The 23,098-nt window shown below is 66.8% G+C and carries 18 protein-coding genes and 1 pseudogene; 8 read left to right on the plus strand and 11 right to left on the minus strand.

Translation table 11 applies throughout. The features are described from left to right. Positions 1 to 221 precede the first annotated feature (221 nt). Positions 222 to 2,855, plus strand: coding sequence for an MMPL family transporter (locus PL79_RS01815; protein WP_044848869.1), 2,634 nt, complete (start codon positions 222 to 224; stop codon positions 2,853 to 2,855). Further along, a pseudogene (locus PL79_RS01820) lies at positions 2,848 to 3,850 on the plus strand (MlaA family lipoprotein). The gene PL79_RS01815 and the pseudogene PL79_RS01820 overlap by 8 nt, the downstream one beginning before the upstream one ends. Before the next feature lie 112 nt (positions 3,851 to 3,962). Here the strand turns inward: PL79_RS01820 and PL79_RS01825 are convergent. The 5 genes from PL79_RS01825 to PL79_RS01845 form a co-directional block, all read right to left on the minus strand. Next, entirely contained in the window at positions 3,963 to 4,670 is a 708-nt protein-coding gene (locus tag PL79_RS01825; protein WP_082088758.1) for a phosphorylase, read from the minus strand. A gap of 3 nt (positions 4,671 to 4,673) precedes the next feature. Next, positions 4,674 to 6,647: a squalene--hopene cyclase gene (gene shc / locus PL79_RS01830; RefSeq protein WP_044848866.1), complete on the minus strand. Its 1,974-nt coding sequence runs from the start codon at positions 6,645 to 6,647 to the stop codon at positions 4,674 to 4,676. Positions 6,648 to 6,662: 15 nt separating this feature from the next. Then, entirely contained in the window at positions 6,663 to 7,916 is a 1,254-nt protein-coding gene (hpnE, locus tag PL79_RS01835; protein WP_044848865.1) for a hydroxysqualene dehydroxylase HpnE, read from the minus strand. 4 nt (positions 7,917 to 7,920) lie between these two features. After that, the gene (hpnD, locus tag PL79_RS01840; RefSeq protein WP_044848864.1) at positions 7,921 to 8,769 is read right to left on the minus strand and encodes a presqualene diphosphate synthase HpnD; all 849 of its coding nucleotides are present in this window, start codon (positions 8,767 to 8,769) and stop codon (positions 7,921 to 7,923) included. Between the two features lie 249 nt (positions 8,770 to 9,018). After that, entirely contained in the window at positions 9,019 to 9,351 is a 333-nt protein-coding gene (locus PL79_RS01845) for a hypothetical protein (RefSeq protein WP_044848863.1), read from the minus strand. Positions 9,352 to 9,570: 219 nt separating this feature from the next. Between PL79_RS01845 and PL79_RS01850 the strand changes: the two genes are divergently transcribed. Continuing rightward, positions 9,571 to 10,455, plus strand: a complete 885-nt coding sequence (locus tag PL79_RS01850) for an alpha/beta fold hydrolase (protein ID WP_135800932.1) — start codon at positions 9,571 to 9,573, stop codon at positions 10,453 to 10,455. 70 nt (positions 10,456 to 10,525) lie between these two features. On the opposite strand, the gene PL79_RS01855 is transcribed toward PL79_RS01850, so the two are convergent. Genes PL79_RS01855 through PL79_RS01865 form a run of 3 tightly spaced genes read right to left on the minus strand, consistent with a single transcriptional unit; the run spans position 10,526 to position 12,466 of the window. Then, positions 10,526 to 11,482 (minus strand): GGDEF domain-containing protein, encoded by a 957-nt coding sequence (locus tag PL79_RS01855; protein ID WP_044848768.1) that lies wholly within the window; start codon positions 11,480 to 11,482, stop codon positions 10,526 to 10,528. Then, positions 11,479 to 12,105, minus strand: coding sequence for a chemotaxis protein CheC (locus PL79_RS01860; protein WP_044848767.1), 627 nt, complete (start codon positions 12,103 to 12,105; stop codon positions 11,479 to 11,481). The genes PL79_RS01855 and PL79_RS01860 overlap by 4 nt, the downstream gene beginning before the upstream one ends. After that, the gene (locus PL79_RS01865; protein ID WP_044848766.1) at positions 12,098 to 12,466 is read right to left on the minus strand and encodes a response regulator; all 369 of its coding nucleotides are present in this window, start codon (positions 12,464 to 12,466) and stop codon (positions 12,098 to 12,100) included. Before PL79_RS01865 ends, PL79_RS01860 begins: the two co-directional genes overlap by 8 nt. A 467-nt stretch (positions 12,467 to 12,933) precedes the next feature. Here PL79_RS01865 and PL79_RS01875 point away from each other — a divergent pair, with 467 nt between their 5' ends. Further along, complete coding sequence (locus PL79_RS01875; protein WP_044848765.1) at positions 12,934 to 15,177, plus strand: hybrid sensor histidine kinase/response regulator; 2,244 nt, start codon at positions 12,934 to 12,936, stop codon at positions 15,175 to 15,177. A 45-nt stretch (positions 15,178 to 15,222) separates the two neighbouring features. Here the strand turns inward: PL79_RS01875 and PL79_RS01880 are convergent, their stop codons facing one another. Continuing rightward, positions 15,223 to 15,777: an NADPH-dependent FMN reductase gene (locus PL79_RS01880; RefSeq protein WP_044848764.1), complete on the minus strand. Its 555-nt coding sequence runs from the start codon at positions 15,775 to 15,777 to the stop codon at positions 15,223 to 15,225. A gap of 375 nt (positions 15,778 to 16,152) precedes the next feature. On the opposite strand from PL79_RS01880, the gene PL79_RS01885 reads away from it, so the two are divergent. Next, a complete protein-coding gene (locus PL79_RS01885; protein WP_044848763.1) occupies positions 16,153 to 16,749 on the plus strand; it encodes an RNA polymerase factor sigma-70 in 597 nt (198 codons plus the stop codon). Beyond that, positions 16,730 to 16,966, plus strand: a complete 237-nt coding sequence (locus PL79_RS01890; RefSeq protein WP_044848762.1) for a zf-HC2 domain-containing protein — start codon at positions 16,730 to 16,732, stop codon at positions 16,964 to 16,966. The genes PL79_RS01885 and PL79_RS01890 overlap by 20 nt, the downstream gene beginning before the upstream one ends. Positions 16,967 to 17,418: 452 nt before the next feature. On the opposite strand, the gene arsC is transcribed toward PL79_RS01890, so the two are convergent. Further along, the gene (arsC, locus tag PL79_RS01895; RefSeq protein WP_044848770.1) at positions 17,419 to 17,775 is read right to left on the minus strand and encodes an arsenate reductase (glutaredoxin); all 357 of its coding nucleotides are present in this window, start codon (positions 17,773 to 17,775) and stop codon (positions 17,419 to 17,421) included. 1,023 nt (positions 17,776 to 18,798) lie between these two features. Between arsC and parA the strand changes: the two genes are divergently transcribed. Further along, on the plus strand, positions 18,799 to 19,461 hold the full coding sequence (gene parA, locus PL79_RS01900) for a ParA family partition ATPase (RefSeq protein WP_006751663.1): 663 nt from the start codon (positions 18,799 to 18,801) through the stop codon (positions 19,459 to 19,461). A 23-nt stretch (positions 19,462 to 19,484) separates the two neighbouring features. Next, entirely contained in the window at positions 19,485 to 20,546 is a 1,062-nt protein-coding gene (locus tag PL79_RS01905) for a ParB/RepB/Spo0J family partition protein (RefSeq protein WP_044848761.1), read from the plus strand. Between the two features lie 90 nt (positions 20,547 to 20,636). On the opposite strand, the gene PL79_RS01910 is transcribed toward PL79_RS01905, so the two are convergent. Further along, the gene (locus tag PL79_RS01910; protein WP_044848760.1) at positions 20,637 to 22,001 is read right to left on the minus strand and encodes a replication initiation protein; all 1,365 of its coding nucleotides are present in this window, start codon (positions 21,999 to 22,001) and stop codon (positions 20,637 to 20,639) included. Between the last annotated feature and the right edge of the window lie 1,097 nt (positions 22,002 to 23,098).

A 23,098-nucleotide genomic window follows, 5' to 3' on the forward strand; every position in this document is an offset into this window, starting at 1 on the left:
ACTGTTACCTTTCAGCCCCTTTTGTCACAGGGTGCCGGCCGCAGCGCGATCGGCGCCGATTATGTCAATTTCCGCCGACCATTCGTCCGACGATTCGCGGCGATTCCCTCCCGGCGCAGCAAATATCCTTCCCGCCCCTTTACGCTCCAACGTGGCGACCGACGTCACGTGGCGCCGGTATACTCTTTGCCTTGTCCTTGCCAGCCCCTCCCCACCGCCACATGGTGACTTCTCTCATCGTCCGACTCGTCGCATTGTCGGTACGCCGCCCCGTCTGGGTCGTCGTGCTGTCGCTCGTCATCGCCGTCTTCAGCGGCGTCTACGTCGCGCAGCACTTCAAGATCAACACGGACATCAGCAAGCTCGTCGACGCGGAACCGCAGTGGGCCGCGCTCGGCCAGGCCGTCGACAAGGCCTTCCCGCAACGCAACGGCACGATCCTCGCGGTAGTCGAGGCACCGGCCCCCGAATTCGCGACGGCCGCCGCGCACACGCTCACCGAAGCCCTGCGCAAGCAGGCCGACGCCGGCCGCATCGGCCAGGTCGCCGAACCCGGCGGCGGCCCGTTCTTCGAGCACAACGGGCTGCTGTTCCTGTCGCCGCAGGAAGTGTCGGATACGACGTCGCAGCTTGCGAGCGCGCGGCCGCTCGTCAACGAACTCGCGAAGAACCCGAGCCTGACCGGGCTCGCGACCACGCTGTCCACCACGCTCGGCCAGCCGCTCCTGACCGGCCAGGTGAAGCTGCCCGCGATGGCGAAGCTGCTCGCGCGCAGCGCCGCGGCGGTCGACGACGTGCTGGCCGGCAGGCCCGCCGCGTTCTCGTGGCGCGGGCTGGTCGACAGCGATGCCGCACGCCAGCCGGCACGCGCGTTCGTCACGGTGCAGCCGGTCGTCGACTATGGCGCGCTGAAGGCCGGTGCCGAAACGACCCGGGTGATCCGCGACACGGCGAAAGCGCTCGGCATCGAGCAACGCTACGGCGCGGTCGTGCGCCTGACCGGCGAACAGCCGCTCGCCGACGACGAATTCGCGTCGGTGCAAGACGGCGCCGCGCTCAACGGCGTGCTCACGCTGCTCGCCGTGCTCGTGATCCTTTGGCTCGCGCTGCGCTCGAAGCGGATGATCGGCTCGGTGCTCGTCACGCTGTTCGTCGGCCTCGTCGTGACGGCCGCGCTCGGCCTCGCGATGGTCGGTTCGCTGAACATGATCTCGGTCGCGTTCATGGTGCTGTTCGTCGGCCTCGGCGTCGACTTCTCGATCCAGTACGGCGTGAAGTACCGCGAGGAACGCTTCCGCGATCCGCGCATCGATCACGCGCTGGTCGGCGCCGCGCACTCGATGGGCATGCCGCTCGCGCTCGCCACCGCGGCGGTTGCGGCGAGCTTCTTCTCGTTCATTCCCACGGCCTATCGCGGCGTGTCCGAGCTCGGCCTGATCGCGGGCGTCGGGATGTTCGTCGCGCTGCTGACCACGCTCACGCTGCTGCCCGCGCTGCTGCGCCTGTTCGCGCCGCCGGGCGAATCGAAGACGCCGGGCTTTCCGTGGCTCGCCCCCGTCGACGACTTCCTCGATCGCCATCGCAAGCCGATCCTGATCGGCACGCTCGCGGTCGTGATCGGCGCGCTGCCGCTGCTCGCGTTCCTGCACTTCGATTTCAACCCGCTGCACCTGAAGGATCCGAACAGCGAATCGATGGCGACGCTGCTCGCGCTGAAGGATTCGCCCGAAGCAGCCGTCAACGACGTCACGCTGCTCGCGCCGTCGCTCGCCGAGGCCGACGCGGCCGCGAAGCGCCTCGACGCGCTGCCGGAAGTCGGCCGCACGACGACGCTCACGACCTTCGTGCCGGCCGACCAGCCGGCCAAGCGCGCGGCGATCGCCGCGGCCGCGAGCGAGCTGCTGCCCGCGCTGACGCAGCCGGCCGCGCCGGCCGCGACCGATGCGCAGCGCGTCGCCGCGCTCAAGCGCGTGTCGGACCTGCTCGGCTACGCGGCGGAAGATCACCCGGGCCCGGGTGCCGCCGCCGCGCAGCATCTGTCGGCATCGCTCGCGAAGCTGGCCGCCGCCGACAGCGCGGCGCGCGACCGCGCCGAACGCGCGTTCTCCGACACGCTGCGCATCGCGCTCAACCAGCTCGCGACGCTGTTGCAGCCGCAGGACATCACGCGCGAATCGCTGCCGCCGCAGATCGTGCGCGACTGGGTCGCGCCGGACGGCCACGCGCTCGTGCAGATTTCGCCGAAGGTGCCGAAGGGCGTCGATCCGAACGACGACACGATGCTGCGCCGCTTCGCGAAGACGGTGAAGGCGGCGGAACCCGGCGCGACCGGCGGGCCGATCTCGATCCTGCATTCGGCCGACACGATCATCAACGCGTTCCTGCACGCGGCGCTGTGGTCGATCCTCTCGATCACGATCCTGCTGTGGATCACGCTGCGCCGCTTCGGCGACGTGCTGCGCACGCTGGTGCCGCTGCTCGTGTCGGGGCTCGTCACGCTCGAGATGTGCGTCGTGCTCGGCATGTCGCTGAACTTCGCGAACATCATCGCGCTGCCGCTGATGCTCGGCGTCGGCGTCGCGTTCAAGGTGTACTTCGTGATGGCGTGGCGCGCGGGCCAGACGGGCCTGCTGCATTCGAGCCTCACGCACGCGGTGCTGTTCAGCGCCGCGACGACCGCAACCGCCTTCGGCAGCCTCTGGCTGTCGCATCATCCGGGCACGTCGAGCATGGGCAAGCTGCTCGCGCTGGCGTTGACCTGCACCCTGATCGGCGCCGTGGTGTTTCAGCCCGTCCTGATGGGCAAACCGCGCGTCAAACGCGCCAAGAACCAATTGCAAGGAAACAATGAATAAGGTGCGAATCATTGCGGCGACCGTCGCTGCCAGCGCAGTGCTGAGCGGCTGTGCGACGGGCCCGAACCGCAACCCCAACGACCCGCTCGAGCCGATGAACCGGGCGATGTACAAGTTCAACGACACGGTCGACACGAACATCGCCGTGCCGATCGCGAAGGGTTACCAGAAGATCACGCCGACGCCCGTGCGTACCGCGATCAGCAATTTCTTCTCGAACCTCGGCGATCTCGGCAACATGGCGAACAACCTGTTGCAGCTGCGCATCACCGATGCAACGCAGGACCTGATGCGCGTGGCGATGAACTCGGTGTTCGGCGTCGCCGGCCTGATCGACATCGCGACGCCGGCCGGGCTGCCGAAGCACCACCAGGATTTCGGGCTGACGATGGCGCGCTGGGGCATGCCGTCCGGCCCGTACCTCGTGCTGCCCGTGTTCGGGCCGAGCACGATCCGCGACGGCGTCGGCCGCGCGGTGGACGTCCGCTTCAACCTGCTCAACTACATCGAGCCGGCCGTGCGCAATCCGATGTACATCGCGCAATTCATCAGCGCGCGCTCGGATCTGCTCGGCGCGACCGATCTGCTGAAGCAGGCGGCACTCGATCCGTACTCGTTCGTCCGCGATGCGTATCTGCAGCAGCGCAAGTCGCTGACGTATCACGGCCAGTCGGCGTCGGCCGCGCCGCCGAACTACACGGAGCCGGGTGAAGCGGGGGCGGTGCCGGCGGCCACGCCGGCCGTGCCGGGCTTGCCGAACTACGAGGATCCGGGCGAGTCGGCGGCGCGCCGAACAACGCGCCGGGGCGGCGGGCTTGCCGCAGTACGACGATCCGGGTGCGGACGGCGCGATGCCCGCGAGCGCGCCTGCCGCGGCCTCGGCCGCTGCGCCCGTGACGGCGCCGAGCGGGGCGACGACGGCGCCGGCCTCCAACGGCGCGCCGATCGCGCCAGCGATGCCGACCCTGCCCGCGAGCGCACCGGCCGCGCAGTAACGCGGCACGGAACCCGCCGACAAGCCGAAGCGCGCTGCATCACGCAGCGCGCTTTTTTTGTGCGTCAGGAAAACGGGAACGGAAGGGGGAGAGGAGAAGCGGCGAACGCCGCTCAGACGATCCGCATCGCGCCCGCACGCTCGAATGCGTGCCGCGCCTGGATCAGCGTCGTGCGTGCCGCGCGCGCGTCGCCCGCGACCTGCAGCAGCGGGCCGAGCTGCGACGGCTGCTTCAGCAGTTCGCGCAGGATCGGCAGGATGGCCGTGCTGCCGTCGTCGCGCAGGCCGGCCGTCGCCGCGCGCGGCAGCGTGCGCCACGCCGGGTCGACGATCGCGCGGCACACCGCGAACGGTACGCCGCGCGACGCCGCGAAGGCCGCGGCGATATGCGATTCCATGTCGACGGCGAGCGCGCCCTTCGCGCGATGCAGCGACGTCTTTTCCTGTTCGCTGACGACCGGCGCGCCGACCGCCGCCATCGTGCCGCGCGTGACGCGTGCCCATACCGGCGTGTCGTGCAGCGCGGCGACGAGCCGCGCGCTCCAGCCCGGATCGGTCTGCACGCGGCCGAACGGCCCGTCGATCGCGTCCGCGATCACGAGCGCGCCGGGTGCGAGATCGGGCGCGAGCCCGCCTGCCGTGCCGAAGCTCACGATGCCCGCGCAACCGCGCGCGGTCGCCTCGGCCAGCGCGCGCTCGAGGCGGTCGGCCCGCGCGGCGAACACGGCCTCGACGCCCTGACCGCGCGCGATGCGCGCCTCGAACGCCATTCCTGTGACGGCGATGACGGGCAACGTGCCGTTGTGCTGCGTCGGCGCCACGCGTTACATCCCGACCGTCACGCGCGTCGCGTTGGCGCGCTTCAGGTTGCGATAGCGCGCGAGCGCCCACAGCGGGAAGAACTTGCGATAGCCGTGATAGCGCAGATAGAACACGCGCGGGAAGCCGGTTGCCGTGAAGCGCGTTTCGTCCCACAGGCCTTCTTCGTTCTGCTGAGCGATCAGGTAGTCGACGCCGCGTGCAACGGCCGGGTTGTTCACCTCGCCGGCCGCCATCAGGCCGAGCAACGCCCAGGCCGTCTGCGACGCGGTGCTCGGCGCCTGCTCGAAACCGCGGTAATTCAGCTTGTAGCTGTCGCCGTCCTCGCCCCAGCCGCCGTCCTTGTTCTGGATCGACAGCAGCCACTGCGCGCCGCGCTTCATGCGCGGATCGTCCGGCGTCAGGCCGGCCGCGTTCAGCGAGCACAGGGCCGTCCACGTGCCGTACACGTAGTTCATCCCCCAGCGGCCGTACCAGCTGCCGTCCGGCTCCTGCTCCTTCAGCATGTAGTCGAGCGCGCGACGGGCCGGCTCGCTGTTCAGCGGCGTCTCGCCGAGCTGCGACAGCATCGACAGGCAGCGGCCCGACACGTCGGCGGTCGGCGGATCGAGCAGCGCGCCGTGATCGGAGAACGGAATGTTGTTCAGGTAGTACTGCGTGTTTTCCGGTTCGAACGCGCCCCAGCCGCCGTCGCTGCTCTGCATGCCGACGACCCATTCGCGCGCGCGCGCCATCGAGTCGCGATACGTGTCCGTCTGCCTGAGCTTCTGCGCGCGGTCCATCGCCATCACGACCACGGCCGTGTCGTCGACGTCAGGGTAGTGCGCGTTCGCGTACTGGAACGCCCAGCCGCCGGGCCGCACGTGCGGGCGGCGCGAGATCCAGTCGCCGCGCACGTCGAGGATCTGCAGCGGGCGCAGCCAGTCGAGGCCGCGCAGCACGGCTTCCTCGGCACGCGCGTCACCGGTCTCGAGCAGCGCATGCGCGGCGAGCGACGTGTCCCACACCGGCGACAGGCACGGCTGGCAATACGCTTCGTCCTCGTGCACGACGAGCAGCTTCTCGAGCGCCTTGCGCGCGATCGCGCGGTTCGGATGATCTTCCGCATAGCCGAGCACGTCGTACATCATCACCGCGTTGGCCATCGCCGGATAGATCGCGCCGAGGCCGTCCTCGCCGTTCAGGCGCTCGTCGACGAACGACACGGCCTGGCGGATCGCGCGTTCGCGCGTGTAGTTCGGGAACAGGCCGTCGACCGCGCGCAGCGCGTGGTCGACCACGCGGAAGAACGCGAACCAGCCGGGGCTCTGGTGGCCCTGGCGCGGCAGCAGGCCGGCGTTGACGGGCGGGTCGATGAACAGCTCGTCGATGCGCACGCCGCGCGGGTTCTTCGCGATCGGGCGCTTCGCGTTCAGCACCAGCAGCGGCACGATCACGGTCCGCGCCCAGTACGACACCTTCGACAGGTGGAACGGGAACCACTGCGGCAGCAGCATGATCTCGACCGGCATCATCGGCACCGCGCGCCACGGAATCGCACCGTACAGCGCGAGCTGGATGCGCGTGAACACGTTCGACATCTCGGCGCCGCCCATCGCGTGGATCGCACGGCGCGCACGCTGCATGTGCTCGGCGTTCTCGTCGTCGCCGATCACCTTCAGCGCGAAATACGCCTTCACGCTCGCGCTGATGTTCGGCGCGCCGTCGGTGAACAGCGGCCAGCCGCCGTCGGCCTGCTGGATGCGGCGCAGATACTTGCCGATCTTCCGTTCGAGCTCGAGGTTCGGCGTCTCGCCGAGATAGTGGACGAGCAGCACGTATTCGGCGGGAATCGTCGAATCGGCCTCGAGTTCGTAGACCCAGTGTCCGTCCGCGTTCTGCGCGGCCAGCAGCGCGTCGGTCGCGCCGGCGACGGCCGCGTCGAGCCCGGCCGGCACGGTGCCGGCGGACAGGGTGGCCATTTCGGTGAGATCGTTCATCGGTCCCTCTGTTGCTTACTGTGTCTGGAGCACGTCCGCGGCCAGCTGGCCGGAACGGATCGCGCCCTCGATCGTGGCGGGCAAGCCGGTGGCAATCCAGTCGCCCGCCAGCACGAGATTGGTCCAGCGCGTACGCACGGCCGGACGTTTCATTTCCTGCGACGGCACCGCCGCAAACCCCGCGCGCGGCTCGACCACGAGCTGCCACGCCGGCATGGTTTCCGGGTTCGCGCCGGTCACGCGCGCGACGTCTTCCCAGATGCGCCGCGCGAGCGCATCGCGCGGCATGTCGAGCCAGCGGCCCGCGTCGCGGATGGTCGCCGCGAGCGGACCGCCGCCGGTGCGCACCGCGTCGACGACGCCGTTGACGACGGTCGTCTGCAGCGGGCCGTCGGCCGGTGTATCGACCGCGAAATACGCGGTCACGACCGCACTGAACGTGTCGGGCGCGGTGAGATCCGGGACGAGCGGCTGCGCGACCTCGGGCGGCACGGCCAGCACGACCGCGTCGCCCGGTGCGAGATCGACGCGCTCGCCGCCGATCGCGACCGCATCGACCGCGTTGCCGTGCGCGCCGAATTCGAACGCATCGAGCCGCGAATTCAGCCGGATCTGCGCGCCGCCGTGCTGCAGCATCCGCAGCGCCGGTTCGACGAATGCGCTGCCGAGCCCGTGGCGCGCGACGAGCGGGCGCCATCCGGGGCCGCCCGCGGCAAACGTGCCGCACAGCGCCGCGCGCGCGAGTTCGGCGCTCGCGTGGCGCGGCTCGACGTTCAGCACCCCGAGGAAATACGGCCGCAGCCAACGGTCCCACAGCACGCCGTCGCAGCGCATCGTCTGTGCGAGTGAGCGGCCGGTGCGCGCGAACGCGAGCGAGGCCAGCGCAAGATAATCGAGCGGCGTGGTGCCCGGCGCGCGCGATGCGGCGTCGAACAGCCACGACGGCCAGCGCCCGTTGCCGAAACGCAGCGTCCAGCGCTGCTGCGACGCGACGTCGACCACCGGACATTCAGGCAGCGCGGGCCCCGTGAGCCGATCGGCGGCGCCGATCGCGCGCAGGTAGCGCTGGGTCGCGGATTGCCCCGCGAAAACCTGATGCAGCCCGCTGTCGAGCGTCGTGTTCAGCACGCCGTCGAACCACGAGCGGCAGCGGCCGCCCGCATGCGCATGCGCGTCGTGCAGCACGATGCGCCGCCCGCGGCGTTGCAGCTCGACGGCGGCCGACAGGCCCGCGAGTCCTGCACCGATCACGTGGACGGTTCTGGGCATCGGCTCAGAACAGCGCGTAGCGCGCGGCGATCATCAGCATGCGCGCCTTCGGCTTGCGCAGCGGCGCGCGCGGGGCGGCGAAGCCGCGCGCGATCGCGGCCTCCAGGATGCAGCGATACGCGCCCGACATGATGCGCGGCGCCTTCACCTGCGCACGCGTGCACGTATCCATCACGGCATCCGCTTCGCGGAAGTGCTCGAGCGCGCGCTCGACGAGCGTCGCGCACACGCGCGGCAGCGCCGGGTCGCGCACGATCGTCGCCGGATCGGTGATCGCGATGCCTTCGCGCGCGAGCAGCTCGCGCGGCAGGTAGCAGCGGTTGATCGCCGCGTCGTCGTCGATGTCGCGCAGGATGTTCGTCAGCTGCAGCGCGCGGCCGAGGTGGTGCGACAGCTTGATGCCTGCCGCCTCCGGGATCCCGAAAATCCTCACCGACAGCCGGCCGGCCGCGCTCGCCACGCGATCGCAGAACAGGTCGAGCGTCGGTTCGTCCGGCGCGCAGATGTCCTCGGCGGCGTCCATCGCCATCCCGTCGATCATCGCGTGGAAGTCCTCGCGCTTCAGGTCGAACGCGCGGATCTCGCGCTCGAGCGCGACCAGATGGCGCGGCGGCTGGCCGGCGAAGCACGCGTCGATGTCCGCGCGCCAGCGATCGAGGCCCGCGTTGCGCTCGGCGCGCGGCAGGTCGCTGTCGGCGATGTCGTCGACCGCACGGCAGAATGCGTAGACCTGGAACATCGCATCGCGCTGCACGGCCGGCAGGATGCGCATCGCCAGATAGAAAGAACTGCCCGATGTGACGGCAGCGGCGTCGGTTTCTTGTTCGTCCACGACGAGATTGGAAACGGCCAAGACGAGCTCCACGGAGACACCCACGCGGGGCGATTGAAGAAGCCATGCCCGGCTGGGTTGGTCAGGGCGTCAAATGCGTGCGAGATATGCGAACGATCGACGCAGACAGGCACAAATTACCGGCCGGAAGCCGGAATTGGGCGAAAGTATAGCAATCTTTGACGTTCGATGGCGGACACGCGCCGCGCCCGGCGGCCCGCGCGGGGCTTGGGAGACCGGCCGCGGCGGGGAGCGGCACCGCGCCGCCCGTCAGCCGTAGACGATGTCGCGCTGCAGGTCGAGCGCGATGAGCCCCATTTCGCGGGTCAGCTGCAGCATCGAGCGGCGTTCGAGCCGCGAGCCCATGAAGCTCGTTACGCGCCCGTCGGGCTCCGCCGTGAACTGGAACGACGGGCCGCCGGTGCCGAACCACGCGCCCGGCACGTCGGGCGATTCCTGCCAGTCGATCTGCTCGAACACGCGCGCGATCCCCGCGCGCACCATGTCGCTCGGGCCGATCGGCGGCGCGGTCTCGCCCAGGTCGTCGAGGGAATAGGGGCCGGGTTTGTCCGGCCGCCGGTAGAAGAGGTAATCGACGTTCATGGGGCGCAATCGGGAGCAAAGCGTCAAATTAGCGCGCTTCGGCGCAAATTCAAATCAGATCGAGACGAAATGTGGCCTGTACGAGACAAAAGCGCCGCATCCCGACAGCCGGTGCGAGCCCGCGCACGCCCGGGCCGTGCGTTCATGCCGGGGCGCGCAGCTTCGTCCACGCGGCTTCGTCTAAGATGAACATCTTTCTCGAAAAAACACACGGACACCATGGAGACGAACGTAACCGCCACCGCGCCATCCGACCATCCCGTTTTCGTGCTGGTGCACGGCGCGTGGCACGGTGAGTGGTGCTACGCGCACGTCGCGGCCGCGCTCGCCGCGCGCGGCTACCTGTCGATCGCGCGCGACCTGCCCGCGCACGGCATCAAAGCCCGCTTTCCCGCATCCTATCTCGAACGGCCGCTCGACAAGGACGCCTTCGGCGCCGAGCCGTCGCCGGTCGCGAACACCACGCTCGATGATTACGCGACGCAGGTGATGCAGGCCGTCGACGACGCGTACGCGCTCGGCCGCGGCAAGGTCGTGCTCGTCGGGCACAGCATGGGCGGCCTCGCGATCACCGCCGCGGCGGAGCGTGCGCCGGAGAAGATCGCGAAGATCGTCTATCTCGCGGCGTTCATGCCCGCGTCGGGCGTGCCGGGCCTCGACTACGTGCGTGCGCCCGAGAACAAGGGCGAAATGCTGGGCCCGCTGATGCTCGCGAGCCCGCGCGTCGCGGGCGCGCTGCGGATCGATCCGCACAGCGGCGATGCCGCGTATCGCGCGCTCGTGAAGCGCGCACTGTATGACGACGTGCCGCAGGCCGACTTCGAGGCGGTGGCGAACCTGATGACCTGCGACGTGCCGGCCGCGCCGTTCGCGACCGCGATCCCGACGACCGCCGCGCGCTGGGGCGCGATCGACCGTCACTACATCAAGTGCCTGGCGGATCGCGTGATCCTGCCCGCGCTGCAGCAGCGCTTCATCGACGAAGCCGACGCGTTCGTGCCCGGCAATCCGACGCACGTGCACCAGCTCGACAGCAGCCATTCGCCGTTCGTGTCGCAGCCGGCCGTGCTGGCCGGCGTGCTGGCGGATATCGCGAAAAGCTGACGGGGGCGCGGCACGCGCGGTGTGCGGTGTGCGGTACGCCGCAGGTAACCGCGCTGCGGCCGCGCCGCGCTTACGCGTACGCGATCGACCGGTCGCGCCCGAGCCGCTTCGCGCGATAGAGCGCGGTATCGGCCTCGTTGACGAGCACGTCGCACGCCAGCGCGCCGGCCGTCGCGCACGCGCCGCCGACGCTCGCCGTCACCGGCACGCTGACGCCTTCCGCGTCGACCGGCGTGCTGCCGATCGCGTGGCGCACCTTGTCCGCGACCCGCATCGCTTCGTCGAGATTCGTGCACGGCAGCAGCAGCGCGAATTCCTCGCCGCCGAAACGGCCGAACGTATCCTGCGCGCGCACGATCGACGCGACGCGGCGCGCCGTCTCGCGCAATACCGCATCGCCGGCCGCATGCCCGAACCGGTCGTTGATCGTCTTGAAGTGGTCGAGGTCGAACAGCAGCACCGACAGGTCGCCGCCGTAGCGCTGCCAGCGCGCGAACTCGTCACTGAGCCGCGCCTCGAAGAAGCGCCGGTTCGCGATGCCGGTGAGGCCGTCGAGATTCGCATGCTCGCGCAGTTTCGCGACCGCCTCCTCGCGCTCGCGCTGCATCACGCTCACGTGCGTGACGTCCGAGATCGTCACGCACACGGCCTCCACTTCGCGGCCGCGCGTGAGCGGCATGAACGTGCAATCCTGCTGCATGTAGTCGACGCCGCCCGTGATCGGCCGGTCGTGCTCGAAGCGAAACAGGTAGGGCCGCTGCTCCCAGGAGCTGAACGCGAAGCTGCCGAGCTGGAACACGCTCTCGAGCTTGCGCTCGAGCCACGCGCGCGGCAGCGCCGGAAAGCAGTCGAACAGGTTGCGGCCGATCACGTCGGCGGCCGGGATGCCGCTGTGGTCCTGCATGAAGCGATTCCACATCAGCACGGTCATCGCGCGGTCGAGCACGAACAGGCCGAAGCCCACCCGTTCGATCACGAGGTCGCTCAGCGACGCGGCAGTGGCGGTGGCGGCGGGGGTCGCGTTCATAGCGCGGACAGCAACGCGTCGAGCGCGTCGCCCATCAGCCGGATCGAGTCCTCCGCCATCAGCATCACGAAATGTGCGCGGAACGCGTGATCCTCGAGACCGAAGTTCACTTCGAGCAGCAGCGCGACGCTCCAGGCGAGCGCGGTCGGCTGGAACACGTCGTCGAACGACACGTTCGCGCCGAGCAGCCCCGGCGGGAAAAACACGGGCTTGCGGCCGAGTTCGTCGAGGATCGACGCGACGCATGCGCTCATCAGCACGTTCGAGACATCGAACACGAGTTCGTCCTGCGTGGCCATGCCGGCATACACGCCGTCGCCGAACGTGCGCTCCATCAGCGACATGAGCCGCGCGACGCCCGCGCTGCGGCACAGCACGATCGCCTCGCCCTTGATGTCGGAACGGAATCCCTGGCGCACGGCCGTCACGTTCTCGTGGATGCCCGTCATCTCGCGCAGCGCGTCGCCCGCATCGGCGGCCTTCACGACGCGCACGCGCGGTACCGACAGCTCGATGAAGTGCCCGAGCAGCAGCGCAAGCCGTGCGGCGGCACGGCCCATCGCGAGGTTGGCGATTTCCTGCAACGCGTCGCGTTGCTCCGCCGTGAACACCGATTCAGGCATACAACCCATACTCCTTGAGAATGGGCAGCAACGCCTCCGACGTCACGGGCTTGGCAACGAATGCGATCGCGCCCAACTCGCGCACGCGTGCTTGCGCCTGCGGCTGGATATCGGCGGATACCACGATCACGAACGTGTTCAGATCTTCGTGGCGCAGTGTCTCGAGCACCTGATAGCCGTTCATGTCGGGCATCGTCAGGTCCAGAAACATCACGGAAGCCTTGCCGTCACGATAGAGCGCCAGGGCCTCACGACCATTCGCCGCATACGTGACGTCGACGTCCCAGTCCCCCGGGAGTGCCTTTGTCAGAAGTTTGCGAGCGAGCAAGGAGTCGTCGGCGATCACGATCGGCAAAGGCATGGCGGCGAAGCGGTATACGGAATGGTCTCTCTCGCGTTAACGACCGCGCGGCGCGCTTCTTTAGGCGCCATGCGATCAAGCGCGGCCACCGCCGTGCGGCCGCGCGCGGGCGCCGCGGCGCCAGGCACGCGACACACCGCGCCGCAAACGCCGGCGGGCGCATATATCTGTCATGGGGAAAGCAAGGCGCGATTCTCTGAGTAAACCGAAGGCGGTGCAACTCGCCATTTTCACCATTTCGAACAAAATCGATTCATTCGCCCTGCATTCCGAAAACAGCCGCGACCATTTTCGAGATAAGCACGCAAAATTTTTCTTTGTGTACGTTTGCGCTGCCGGATTCATAGCGTTTTCAAACTTTCACCGTGCCCCTGTCGGAATCACCAGGTTGCACATCGGTGCGGCGGTACGGCGCACGTGCGCAACTCGTTTATGATGGAACACCTCCGCTTCACCCGCTTTCTTCGATGACGTCCGAACGTCCCGCCGACTCCCGCACGCACACCGCACCGCCCGCCGACGACTGGCAGGACGACGGCAACTATGCGTCCGGCGCGCCCGAGCACGATTTCGCGGTCCGGCGCGTGACGCTGATCGTGCTGCTGGTCGCGGCGATCGTGCTGCCGTGCATCTACGTGTCGGTCATGGCGTACAACGACCTGAAGGCCCGCGAAGCCGCGGCGAGCGACGTGACGATGCGTACCGTGCGCGTCGCCGAGGAACATGCGCTCAAGGTGTTCGACCTGAGCGAGACGCTCGATGCGCGCATCGTCGACCTCGTGCAGGACATGGACGACGCCACCGTGCGCCGCCACGAATCCGACATCCACGAAGCGCTGAATACGATCGGCGGCGGCTATCCGCAGGTGGCCGCGGTGTCGATCTTCGGTGCGAGCGGGATGCTGCTCGCCAACAGCCTCTACTATCCGGCGCCCTATGCGTCGATCGCGAACCGCGACGACTTCGCCGGCATCCGCGACGGCCGGGTGATCGAACACATCTCGAAGCTGATGATGGGGCCGCTCAAGCTCGAGAACATCCCCGTGTTCAACACGGGCGTCGCGCGACGCCATAGCGACGGTTCGTTCGCCGGCATGGTGTCGATCGCGCTGAAGTCGTCGTATTTCAACGCGTTCTACCGCGACCTGCTCGGCGGCGCGGCCACCCCGATGACGATGGCGCTCGCGCGTTCCGACGGCGCGGTGATCGCGTCGTATCCGCCGCCGCCGTCGCTCGCGCACACCGATCTCACGGCGACCTTCGGCAACGCGCAAAGCGATCCGCGCGCGGGCGTCGTGCGGGTGCGCCACGACGGCGCCAGCAGCGAGATCGTCGCGTACCGCCAGGTCGGCAGCTACCCCGTGTACGTGACCTGCGCGTACCGCACGTCGGCGATCTGGCGTGAATGGTACGAACACCTGAGCGTGCTGTTCATCTCGATGTTCGCGCCGTCGATCGCGCTGTGGTCGGTGATCTGGCTGTCGCTGAAGCGGCTGAAGGCGGAAGAGGAGGCCTGGGACCGCTGGCAGGCCGAAGCGTCGATGCGACGCTCGATCGAATCCGCGTACCGGCAGTCGCGCAAGATGCAGGCGCTCGGCAACCTGGTCGGCAGCGTCGCGCACGACTTCAACAACCTGCTGATGATCATCTCGAGCAACGTGCAGATCGCGCGGCGACGCGGCGTCCAGCATCTCGACAAGGAACTCGGCGCGATCGAACGCGCGTTGAAGAATGGCCAGTCGCTCACGCGCCAGTTGCTCGGCGTCGCGCGCAAGCAGCCGCTGCACAGCGAGACGATCGACGTCGGTCAATGGCTCGGCACGTGCCGCGAACTGCTGAAGACGTCGCTCGGTTCGAAATCGCTGCTGGTCGTCGCGATCGAGCCCGGCGTATGGCCGATCCGGGTCGATGTCGCGGAGCTCGAGCTCGCGGTGATCAATCTCGCCGTCAACGCGCGCGATGCGATGACGGTCGGCGGCCGCTTCACGGTCGGCGCGCGCAACGTGACGCTGCGCCGCGAGGACGGCTTTCCGCTGACCGGCGACTTCGTGCAGATCTCGCTCGACGATACAGGCTCGGGCATGCCGCCCGACGTGCTCGCGCGCGCGTTCGAGCCGCTCTTCACGACGAAGGCGCAGGGGATGGGAACGGGGCTCGGGCTGCCGCAGGTGTTCGCGTTCTGCGAGCGCTCGGGCGGACTCGCGACGATCGACAGCGCGGTCGGCGCCGGGACGTCGGTGCGCCTCTACCTGCCGCGCGCACGCGTCGAGGACATCGTCGCGCGACCGCAGGCCGCCGTGCACGACGCGGGCGGGCTTGCCGGCCTGCACGTGCTGCTGGTCGAGGACAACAGCGAAGTCGCGGCCGGCACCGAGGCGCTGCTCACGCTGCTCGGGCACCGCGTCACCTATGCGCCCACCGCCGACGACGCACTGCGCCTGATCGAGGGCGCGGCCGCGAACGACGCATTCGACCTGGTGATCTCGGATATCCACATGCCGGGCCGCCTGAACGGCATCGATCTCGCCGAAGCGATCGACAAGCGGCCGGGGAAGCTGCCCGTGATCCTCGTCACGGGTTACGCGGAGGAACTCGACCGCACGCGTACCGTCGACGTGCGCGTGCTGTCGAAGCCGTTCGACATCGCGCTGCTCGACGAGATTCTGCTCGGCATCCGCGAAGCGCGCGACGCACGGCACGCCGGCGCCTGACCCGCGGCATGCGGGCCGGTGCCGGCGGCGGCAAGGAAACGGCGGTCAGGCCGCCTTCAGCACGCGCACCCAGTCGACGTAGCGGTCGACGAAACCCTGCAGGAACTTGCGGGTGTCTTCGCTGACGATCTGGCCCTCGTCGTCGATACGCGCCGGGTCGTGCTTGATGAACATTTCCGGCTGGCCGAGCGTCTTCACGTCGAGATACGCGAGCACGTTGCGCAGGTGCTGCTGCGCGAGCGCGGTACCGGTCGCACCCGGCGACGTGCCGAGCACCGCACCCGGCTTGCCGGACCACGAGTTGTGCCCCCACGGGCGCGAGCCCCAGTCGAGCGCGTTCTTCAGCACGCCCGGGATCGAGCGGTTGTACTCGGGCGTCACGAACAGCAGCGCGTCGGCCGCCTCGATCGACTGCTTGAAGCGCTTCGCGACTTCCGGAAAGTCCGCGTCGTAGTCCTGGCTGTAGAGCGGCAGTTCGCCGATCTCGACGAATTCGAACGAGAAATCGGCGGGGGCGAGCGAGATCACGGCTTGCGCGAGCGCGCGGTTCCAGGAACCGCGACGCAGGCTGCCGACGACGACTGCAACACGATAGGACATGGCTTTCTCCTTCCGGTGAGTAAGGAATCGGGTCGATTGATTCTGGACAGGCGACAAAGGTCTGTTTATAGGCAAGCCAGCCCGCGAGCCGTCCCACGGGGCCGACCGGCCGACTTTCCACAAGGTTTTCCACAGAAATTGTGGATAACTTGACCGTTATGGTCTGATGTTACAGACCGCCCGCGTCGCGATTTCGCGGCGCGCGACGCCAGGCTTCGGCAAGCATAGCGCAGCGCGCCAGCCGGCCTCGTGAATTCGCGACGGAACATGCGTTGCAGCGCAGCGTCTCGCCCAGTAAGCTGCTCGCACACCGCGATGCGCCCGCCCGGTGGCGCGCACGCGAGCGCTTTCGCTTCGTAAGGCTCCCGACCTGCCATGCTGTCCGCGTACGACGACCCTGCCTATCTCGCGCAACTGCGGCGCGACCTGCTGCGCTTCGCGCGACTCCAGCTCCGCGACACCGATGCGGCCGAGGATGCCGTGCAGGAAGCGCTGACCACCGCGTGGTCGCACGCGGGCGAGTTCGCGGGACGGTCCGCCCACAAGACCTGGGTGTTCGGCATCCTGCGCAACAAGCTGATCGACATCCTGCGCGCGCGGCAGCGGACGGTGAGCCTGTCCGCGCTCGATGCGGAACTCGACGGCGAATCCGCGCTCGATCGCGAACTCTTCAAGGAAAACGGGCATTGGGCGCCGCACACGAAGCCGCAGCCGTGGCCGCGCCCCGAAACGCTATTGCAGCAACAGCAGTTCTGGATGCTGTTCCAGGTCTGCCTGGACCACTTGCCGGAACACATCGGGCGCGTGTTCATGATGCGCGAATTCCTCGACGTCGAGATTGCCGACATCTGCAGCGAACTGACGTTGACGACGAATCATTGCAGCGTGCTGCTGTATCGGGCGCGTACGCGCCTGCGCACCTGCCTCAGCGAAAAAGGAATGACGACCGAAGATGCTGCCGGGGAAATGTAGGGACGTGACGCGACTGCTGTCGGATGCGCTCGACCGGTCCTTGACGCTTCATGAGCGCATGCAGGTGCATGTGCATCTGCCGACTTGCAGCGGATGCCGCGTGTATCGCGGGCAGATCGCGCTGCTGCGGACGGCAGCGCATGCGGCGGCGGGGCGGGGGATGGGGGATGAAGCGGGTGGCGATCGGGATGAGTCGTCGGGCGACGGGCAGGGCTGAGTTGCTGCCTTGTGATTTCTGCTACGAGCGGTTCATTTGATGACGGCTGGGAGCGTAGCCACGGTGGTCGGTTGTGATATTCGAATTCAGTCGATCGATCCGACGCCTCTCGTGATTGCTGCTACGAGTGGTTTGTTTGATGACGGCTGGCAGCGTAGCCACGGTAGACGGTTGCGGTATTCGAATTGAGTAGGCCAATCCGGCACGTCTCGTGATTGCTGCTATGAGTGGTTCCATCGATGAATGCTGGCAGGGCAGCCACGGTGGACGGTTGTGCTACTCGAATTCAAGCGGTCGATCCGATGCGTCTCGTGATTTCCGCTACGCGCGGCTCATTTGATGACCATCGGCAGCGTAGCCACGGTGGTCGATTGCGGCTCGCGAATTCAGCCGCTTATTCCCGGCGCGCTCGCGCCGGGATGATGCGATAAGAAAAATACGCCGAACAACAATTATTCGAACAGCGCGCGCACCGACTCAGGCGGACGACCGATGGCCGCCTTGCCTCGATACACGACGATCGGACGCTGCAGCAGAATAGGATGAGCCGCAATCGCTTCATAGGCCTCCGCGTCGGTCAGACTCGCACGGGCCAGATCCAGCGTCTTGTACGGCTCTTCGCCGTCGCGAAGCATGTCGCGCACCGGGCGCCCGAGCTGACGATGCAACGCTTCCAGTTCCTCGACCGTCGGCGGCGTCTTCAGATACTCGACGACATTCACCTGCGTGCCGGCGGTGTTCAACGTCTCGACCAGTGCGAGCGTCTCGCGGGACTTTGAGCAGCGGGGGTTGTGGTAGATCGTGATCATCATTCGGACCTGGATTGGAAAGGCACGTATTGTAGCCAGTCTGGTTGCGTGCGTTTCGGCGGGGACCGGCGCGCGGGCGAAAGGGGAGTTGGAGTACGGTGCGGCGTGCGGGGGGAATCGTTCGCGCCGACGAGCGGGCAGAGCGCGTGATGCCTTTATGCGCATAAAGTGCGTTGCACGGGCAATCGCCAAGGACGTCTGCGGTGGCGAGCGCCGATGAACGACGACTCACCACTACGGCGTGTTGCAGGTTCTCACGCGAGGGCCACCGTACGGTTTTGGTTTTATCCGTCGCCGGGTTTATGCGCATAAAGCTATCGCTTCGCGAGGTGGGGAGGTCCACTGATATCGCGACGGGCCCGGACACTTCGATACCTCGAACGATCAGCGGTGCGATACGCGATCGAGTCCGTCCGGGGCATTGTCGCGGGACGTATTAATGCGCGCTTGCCGACGTGGGGCCCGCCGATCGCTGCCGAGCCTCTCGATGGTTTATGCGCATAAACGCTTGGGGCGGCCACCGCTTCACCGCTTCACCGCTTCACCGCTTCACCGCTTCACCGCTTCACCGCTTCACCGCTTCACCACTGCACGCTGCACGCTGCACGGCACACGGCGCGAGTATCGCGCCGGCCTGAGTCGCGCCGCGTTCGTCATCCAGGCTCGTGCTCAAGCGAGGACGCCGACTCGCAGATGCTCTCCAGCACCGCCGAAGTTTATGCGCAAAAACTCCCCCGTCACCAAGGCCCCGCACGTTCGGCTAACGACAGGGCAGGCGCCAACACATTGCGCCGATCAGCTTCTCGAACGACGAGCAGAAACGCCTGTCGTCACGACGATCCATCCGCTCATCATCCACCGCAGCAATCTCGCCGCCATCCGCTGCAGTCAGCCAGCGTCTCCATTCGTTTATGCGCATAAACCGATAGCCCGAATGGCTAACGCGTAGTTGGCAAACGACAATTTCATTGAAATATAAATATCGTCCTGTAAAATTCCAACGACCAAAAACAGGAGTGAAAATTGGCCGCGGAAATCATTGCAGTCACTCAACAAAAAGGTGGCGTCGGCAAAAGCACGATTGCCATGCACCTCGGCGCGGCATTCCATGAGAAAGGGAAGCGCGTCCTCGTCATCGACGCAGACGGTCAAAACACACTGATTCACTGGTCGAGCGCATCCGGTGACAGCGACGCCGGCATCCCGTTCCCGGTCGTCAATCTCGCCGAAGCCGGCGGCCAGATCCATCGCGAGATCAAGAAGTTCATCAACGACTACGACATCATCGTCGTCGATTGCCCGCCGTCGATCACCGAGAAAGTTTCCGGCGTCGTGTTGCTGGCCGCATCGATCGCCGTGATCCCGACTTCGTCGTCGCCGGCCGATTACTGGTCGAGCGTCGGGCTGGTCAAGCTGATCCAGCAGGCGCAGGTGATGAACGAAGACCTCCGTGCCGTCTTCCTGCTGAACAAGACCGAAGAGAAGCGCATGCTGACCCGCGAGCTCAAGCGTGCGCTCGAGGAGCTCGGCTTCCCGTTGCTGAAGACGCAAATCCCGACCCGGGAAGCGTACAAGCAGGCAATGGCGCTCGGTCAGACCGTGCTGCAGATGAACGATCGCGGCGCCAAGCTGGCCGCCGCGGAAATTCGCGCATGTGCCGACGAAATCGTCGCCATGCTGCCCTGACTTTATGCGCATAAAGGAGTCACATGAAACCCTCCCAATTTGCAAAAGGATTCCAAGCGCGCCCGGATATCACGACGAGCGAGAAGCGCACGGCGCTTGATCGGCTGAATGCCATCGACGGCATCGTCAAATCCGAGACGGCCACGCCGGCCCCGACGAAGTCCGCCAAGAAGGACATCACGCCGCCACCGTCTCCGGACGTCCTGCTCGATCCGTCGATCGACGAGTCGCCGCAATATCGCGCGTGGCGCCTCGAGAACCGCTATGCGCCCGGCCAGGTAATCGAACTGCCGTTGAAGGCGATCAAGCATAGCCCGTTCAACCCGCGGCACTTCTATCTGAAGTCGTCGATTGCCGAACTCGCGGTCAACCTCGCGAAGCAGGGGCAGCAGCAGGCGATCCACGTGATTCCGGACTATGACAATCCGGGCTCGTATTTCGTCAGCGACGGCGGCCGCCGCGTGCGCGCGCTGAAGGAAGCGAACAAGGAGTCGGTAAAGGCGATCGTGATCGACGTGCCGATCGGGATCCAGAGCTACAAGCTCGGCTACGACCTGAACGTGCAACGCGACTCGCAGACGGTGTTCGACAACGCCGTCGTGTGGCGCCGCTTCCTCGACGACAAGCACTTCCTGAGTCAGAAGGAACTGTCCGAGCATCTCGGCCTCGACGAGTCGACGGTCGCGGTCGCGCTGTCGATCGGCAAGCTGCCGGAAAGCGTGATGCAGGAGATGGTCGCGCGCCCCGATCGTTTCGGTTCGAACATGGCGTATCAGGTCGGCCGTTATCACAACGCGCGCGGCACCGAGGCGACGCTGCGGCTGATCAACAAGATCGTGTCCGACGATCTCAGCACGCGCCAGGTGTCGGACATCGTCAAGGGCCGCGTCGCGGCGCAGGAAACGCCGAAGCCGGCGGGCCGCCAGCGCTATGCGCAGCGTCTCGAGATCAAGCTCGGCGGCAAGTCGGTCGGCGACCTGAAGTCGTATGGCGAAGACCGCATCGAACTGCGCCTGCGCGGCCTCCCGAAGGACAAGCGCGACGCGATCCTCGAGCAGCTCGAGCGGATGCTGTTGTCGGACTGATGGAAACGGCCGGCAGGGCCTGGCGATGCGCCGGGCCCGCCGGTTGGGCGGGCGGCCGGCGGCGGCCCGTCAGAGGGGCCTGAACAGGCCTCAGGCGGCCCGCGATTGATTCAGGGTGAACGACAGCAGGTCGCCGTCGGTCGGCTCGCCCCAGGTCTTCTGAGCCAGCCAGTCGAAAAACGCCGTCTCGGCCAGCTTCGAATCGAGGCCGCGCTTGCGCCAGTCGTCACGCAGGTGCGAGCCCATCGTCGGCAGCACTTCCGACTCGAACGACTCGCGCGCCACTTCGCGCTCCGCGTCGCCCTGCTCCTCGTACAGCACCTTCGCTTCCTTGCGGCGGAACGCCGCGAATTCGCTCAACAGACGCGCCTTCAGATCGTCCGGCTGCGCCGCGACGACCTTCGCGGCAGGCGCGCCCGACGGCAGCGCGTCGACGGACTCGACCGGCGGCGCATAACCCTTCTTCAGCGCATCCTTGAACAACGCGGGCGCGCTGCGCACCGGCGGCAGCGTCGTGCTGCGCATCCGCTGCTCGGTCATCTGCAGCGCGGCGCGAATCCGGTTTTCCTCGCTGTCCGCGTAGAGCGTCTGCGCTTCCTTGAGCGGAATCCCGAGCTTCACCATCCGGTCGACCAGCGTGCTGTCGAACACGTTCGGATGCTCGTCGAGCGCGAGCATCGGCTGCTTGCGCTCGGTCACGCGGAACTGGATCTCCGCGACCCGGCGCCCTTCGCGATGTTCGATCAGTTCGACGAAGATGTTGGTGACCGCATTGACCTCGGCGATCGCCGGACGCAGGTAGTCGCGCTTGAAGTACTTGTACTCGCGCTTCGCCTCGTCGCCGGCTTCCGTATCGGGCGTGCCCGACAGGATCGGCCGCCACCATTCCCAAGGCTCGCGCATTGTCAGGTGGCTCGGGTTCGTCAGGTAGCGCACGCAGATCTCGTAGAGAGCGAGACCGGCGCTGCTGCGCAGCTGGCTCTGGAACTGCAGGCTCAGACGCGCGTACTGGACCGGGTCGAGCAGCTTCTTCTTGATCTTCGGTGCGAACGAGAATTCGACCCACACGCGGCGGGTAGCCGGATCCTCGAGAATTTCGGCATCGGCGATCAGCGTCGAGATCCCCCACTTGCGGCCCGGCTTCTGGCTCGACGTCCCCGTGCTCCATTCAACCTGGACCGACACCATGCGGCGCAGGTGTTCCTTCACCAGCGCGGTGTCGTTCGAATCGAAGGCGGAGTTGGCGACGATATCCGACAGCAGCGCGCGATACGTATCGCCGGAGTCGTCGGCCTGCTGCGCGACGGCGAGCAGGACGTTGAACAGCTTGCGGGTCAGGAGCGTGATCTTGCCGCTCTTCGGCTGAATTGCGATCGCCTCGACGGCCTTACGCAATTCGGCTGAACTGGCACTCACCACATCCACATCGGTTTTCTTGGCGCGCTTCGTGGCCATGCGTCGGGTCGGAGGAGAAGTTTCACGGAAGGATAGCGCCTGTGGTGATGTGCGTCCAGAACGACATGCTCACCATAGCGGGTGAAGTGCGCGTGTGAAACGGCACTCACCCCAACCCTCTCCCGAAAACCCTCACCGGTCCGGATTTACAGCGTTTCGGACTCGTCCAGACGTGTCGCGGGATGCGCGGATTCACAGATTTTCGCCTGTGCTCGACACGTGCGAAACTTGCTCCCGTATCGGCTCACCTTCCGATTTGTCGTAATTTTGCGACTGCACTTCCGGGTCCTCGTCACAGGGTCGCCACTGGACGTCGCGACATCGAGTGGACAGGCCCGCACCGGCCTGTATGCATGTACAGGCGCGGCTGACCTGGGCGACCGCAACCACGCCCGGAACCCGGAAACCGCGCCAAAAAGGATGCGCCGCGAGGCCATCGAAGCCGATTCTCGGGCCCGGGCGCGCATTGTACAGCGCACAGAAACCGTTCGGTCCCGAAAATTCTCACCTCAACGGCTCCGAATTCTGTGCGCCGGATCCAGACGAGTCCCCGGCACACGCGGGATCGCCAGCCAGGACCTCCCGAAAAGCCTCACCTTATTGAAAAAAGCGGCGCTCCAACGGACGCGGATACGGCTCCCGAAAAACCTCACCGTAACCGCCGCGGTATCAAAAATGTCAATGCCGTCCGATACTTATGTGCAGCAGGCGTTCCGCTGCGTCCGGCGATCGTCCCCCGAAAAGCCTCACCTTTGCGGCAGGCGAACGTCGGCGGCAGCTGTGTATCGACTCCTGAAAACTCTCACCTGTGCCAAAAAGTGGCACAGCAAAAATCAGATTTCTGCCAGTCCCGGCGGGCTTTTCAGCGAATTCGCCCCGTTATGGGTCCCGAAAAGCCTCACCTTTGCCCTATTTTCGAGCAAATGGCGCTCCCGAAAAGGCTCACCTATCAGGCAAACGGCAGCCTGTGATCGATGTCCCGAAAAAGCTCACCTCAACGGGATCCGGGCAGGAAAACCCGGATTTCGCTCCCGAAAAGCCTCACCTTTCAGGCTTCACAGGCCCCACAGGGCACTTTTGCTGTGCAAAATGACCGT

Origin of the sequence: Burkholderia sp. USMB20 (assembly GCF_000949135.2) — a bacterium.
Lineage (GTDB): Bacteria > Pseudomonadota > Gammaproteobacteria > Burkholderiales > Burkholderiaceae > Burkholderia.

Coding starts and splice junctions, on each gene's coding strand:
- PL79_RS01910 (WP_044848760.1), bottom strand. CDS start 22,001: ATGGCCACGAAGCGCGCCAAGAAAACCGATGTGGATGTGGTGAGTGCC.
- shc (WP_044848866.1), bottom strand. CDS start 6,647: ATGAACGATCTCACCGAAATGGCCACCCTGTCCGCCGGCACCGTGCCG.
- PL79_RS01875 (WP_044848765.1), top strand. CDS start 12,934: ATGACGTCCGAACGTCCCGCCGACTCCCGCACGCACACCGCACCGCCC.
- PL79_RS01845 (WP_044848863.1), bottom strand. CDS start 9,351: ATGAACGTCGATTACCTCTTCTACCGGCGGCCGGACAAACCCGGCCCC.
- PL79_RS01890 (WP_044848762.1), top strand. CDS start 16,730: ATGCTGCCGGGGAAATGTAGGGACGTGACGCGACTGCTGTCGGATGCG.
- PL79_RS01850 (WP_135800932.1), top strand. CDS start 9,571: ATGGAGACGAACGTAACCGCCACCGCGCCATCCGACCATCCCGTTTTC.
- hpnE (WP_044848865.1), bottom strand. CDS start 7,916: ATGCCCAGAACCGTCCACGTGATCGGTGCAGGACTCGCGGGCCTGTCG.
- PL79_RS01905 (WP_044848761.1), top strand. CDS start 19,485: ATGAAACCCTCCCAATTTGCAAAAGGATTCCAAGCGCGCCCGGATATC.
- arsC (WP_044848770.1), bottom strand. CDS start 17,775: ATGATCACGATCTACCACAACCCCCGCTGCTCAAAGTCCCGCGAGACG.
- PL79_RS01880 (WP_044848764.1), bottom strand. CDS start 15,777: ATGTCCTATCGTGTTGCAGTCGTCGTCGGCAGCCTGCGTCGCGGTTCC.
- PL79_RS01860 (WP_044848767.1), bottom strand. CDS start 12,105: ATGCCTGAATCGGTGTTCACGGCGGAGCAACGCGACGCGTTGCAGGAA.
- PL79_RS01855 (WP_044848768.1), bottom strand. CDS start 11,482: ATGAACGCGACCCCCGCCGCCACCGCCACTGCCGCGTCGCTGAGCGAC.
- PL79_RS01815 (WP_044848869.1), top strand. CDS start 222: ATGGTGACTTCTCTCATCGTCCGACTCGTCGCATTGTCGGTACGCCGC.
- PL79_RS01885 (WP_044848763.1), top strand. CDS start 16,153: ATGCTGTCCGCGTACGACGACCCTGCCTATCTCGCGCAACTGCGGCGC.
- PL79_RS01865 (WP_044848766.1), bottom strand. CDS start 12,466: ATGCCTTTGCCGATCGTGATCGCCGACGACTCCTTGCTCGCTCGCAAA.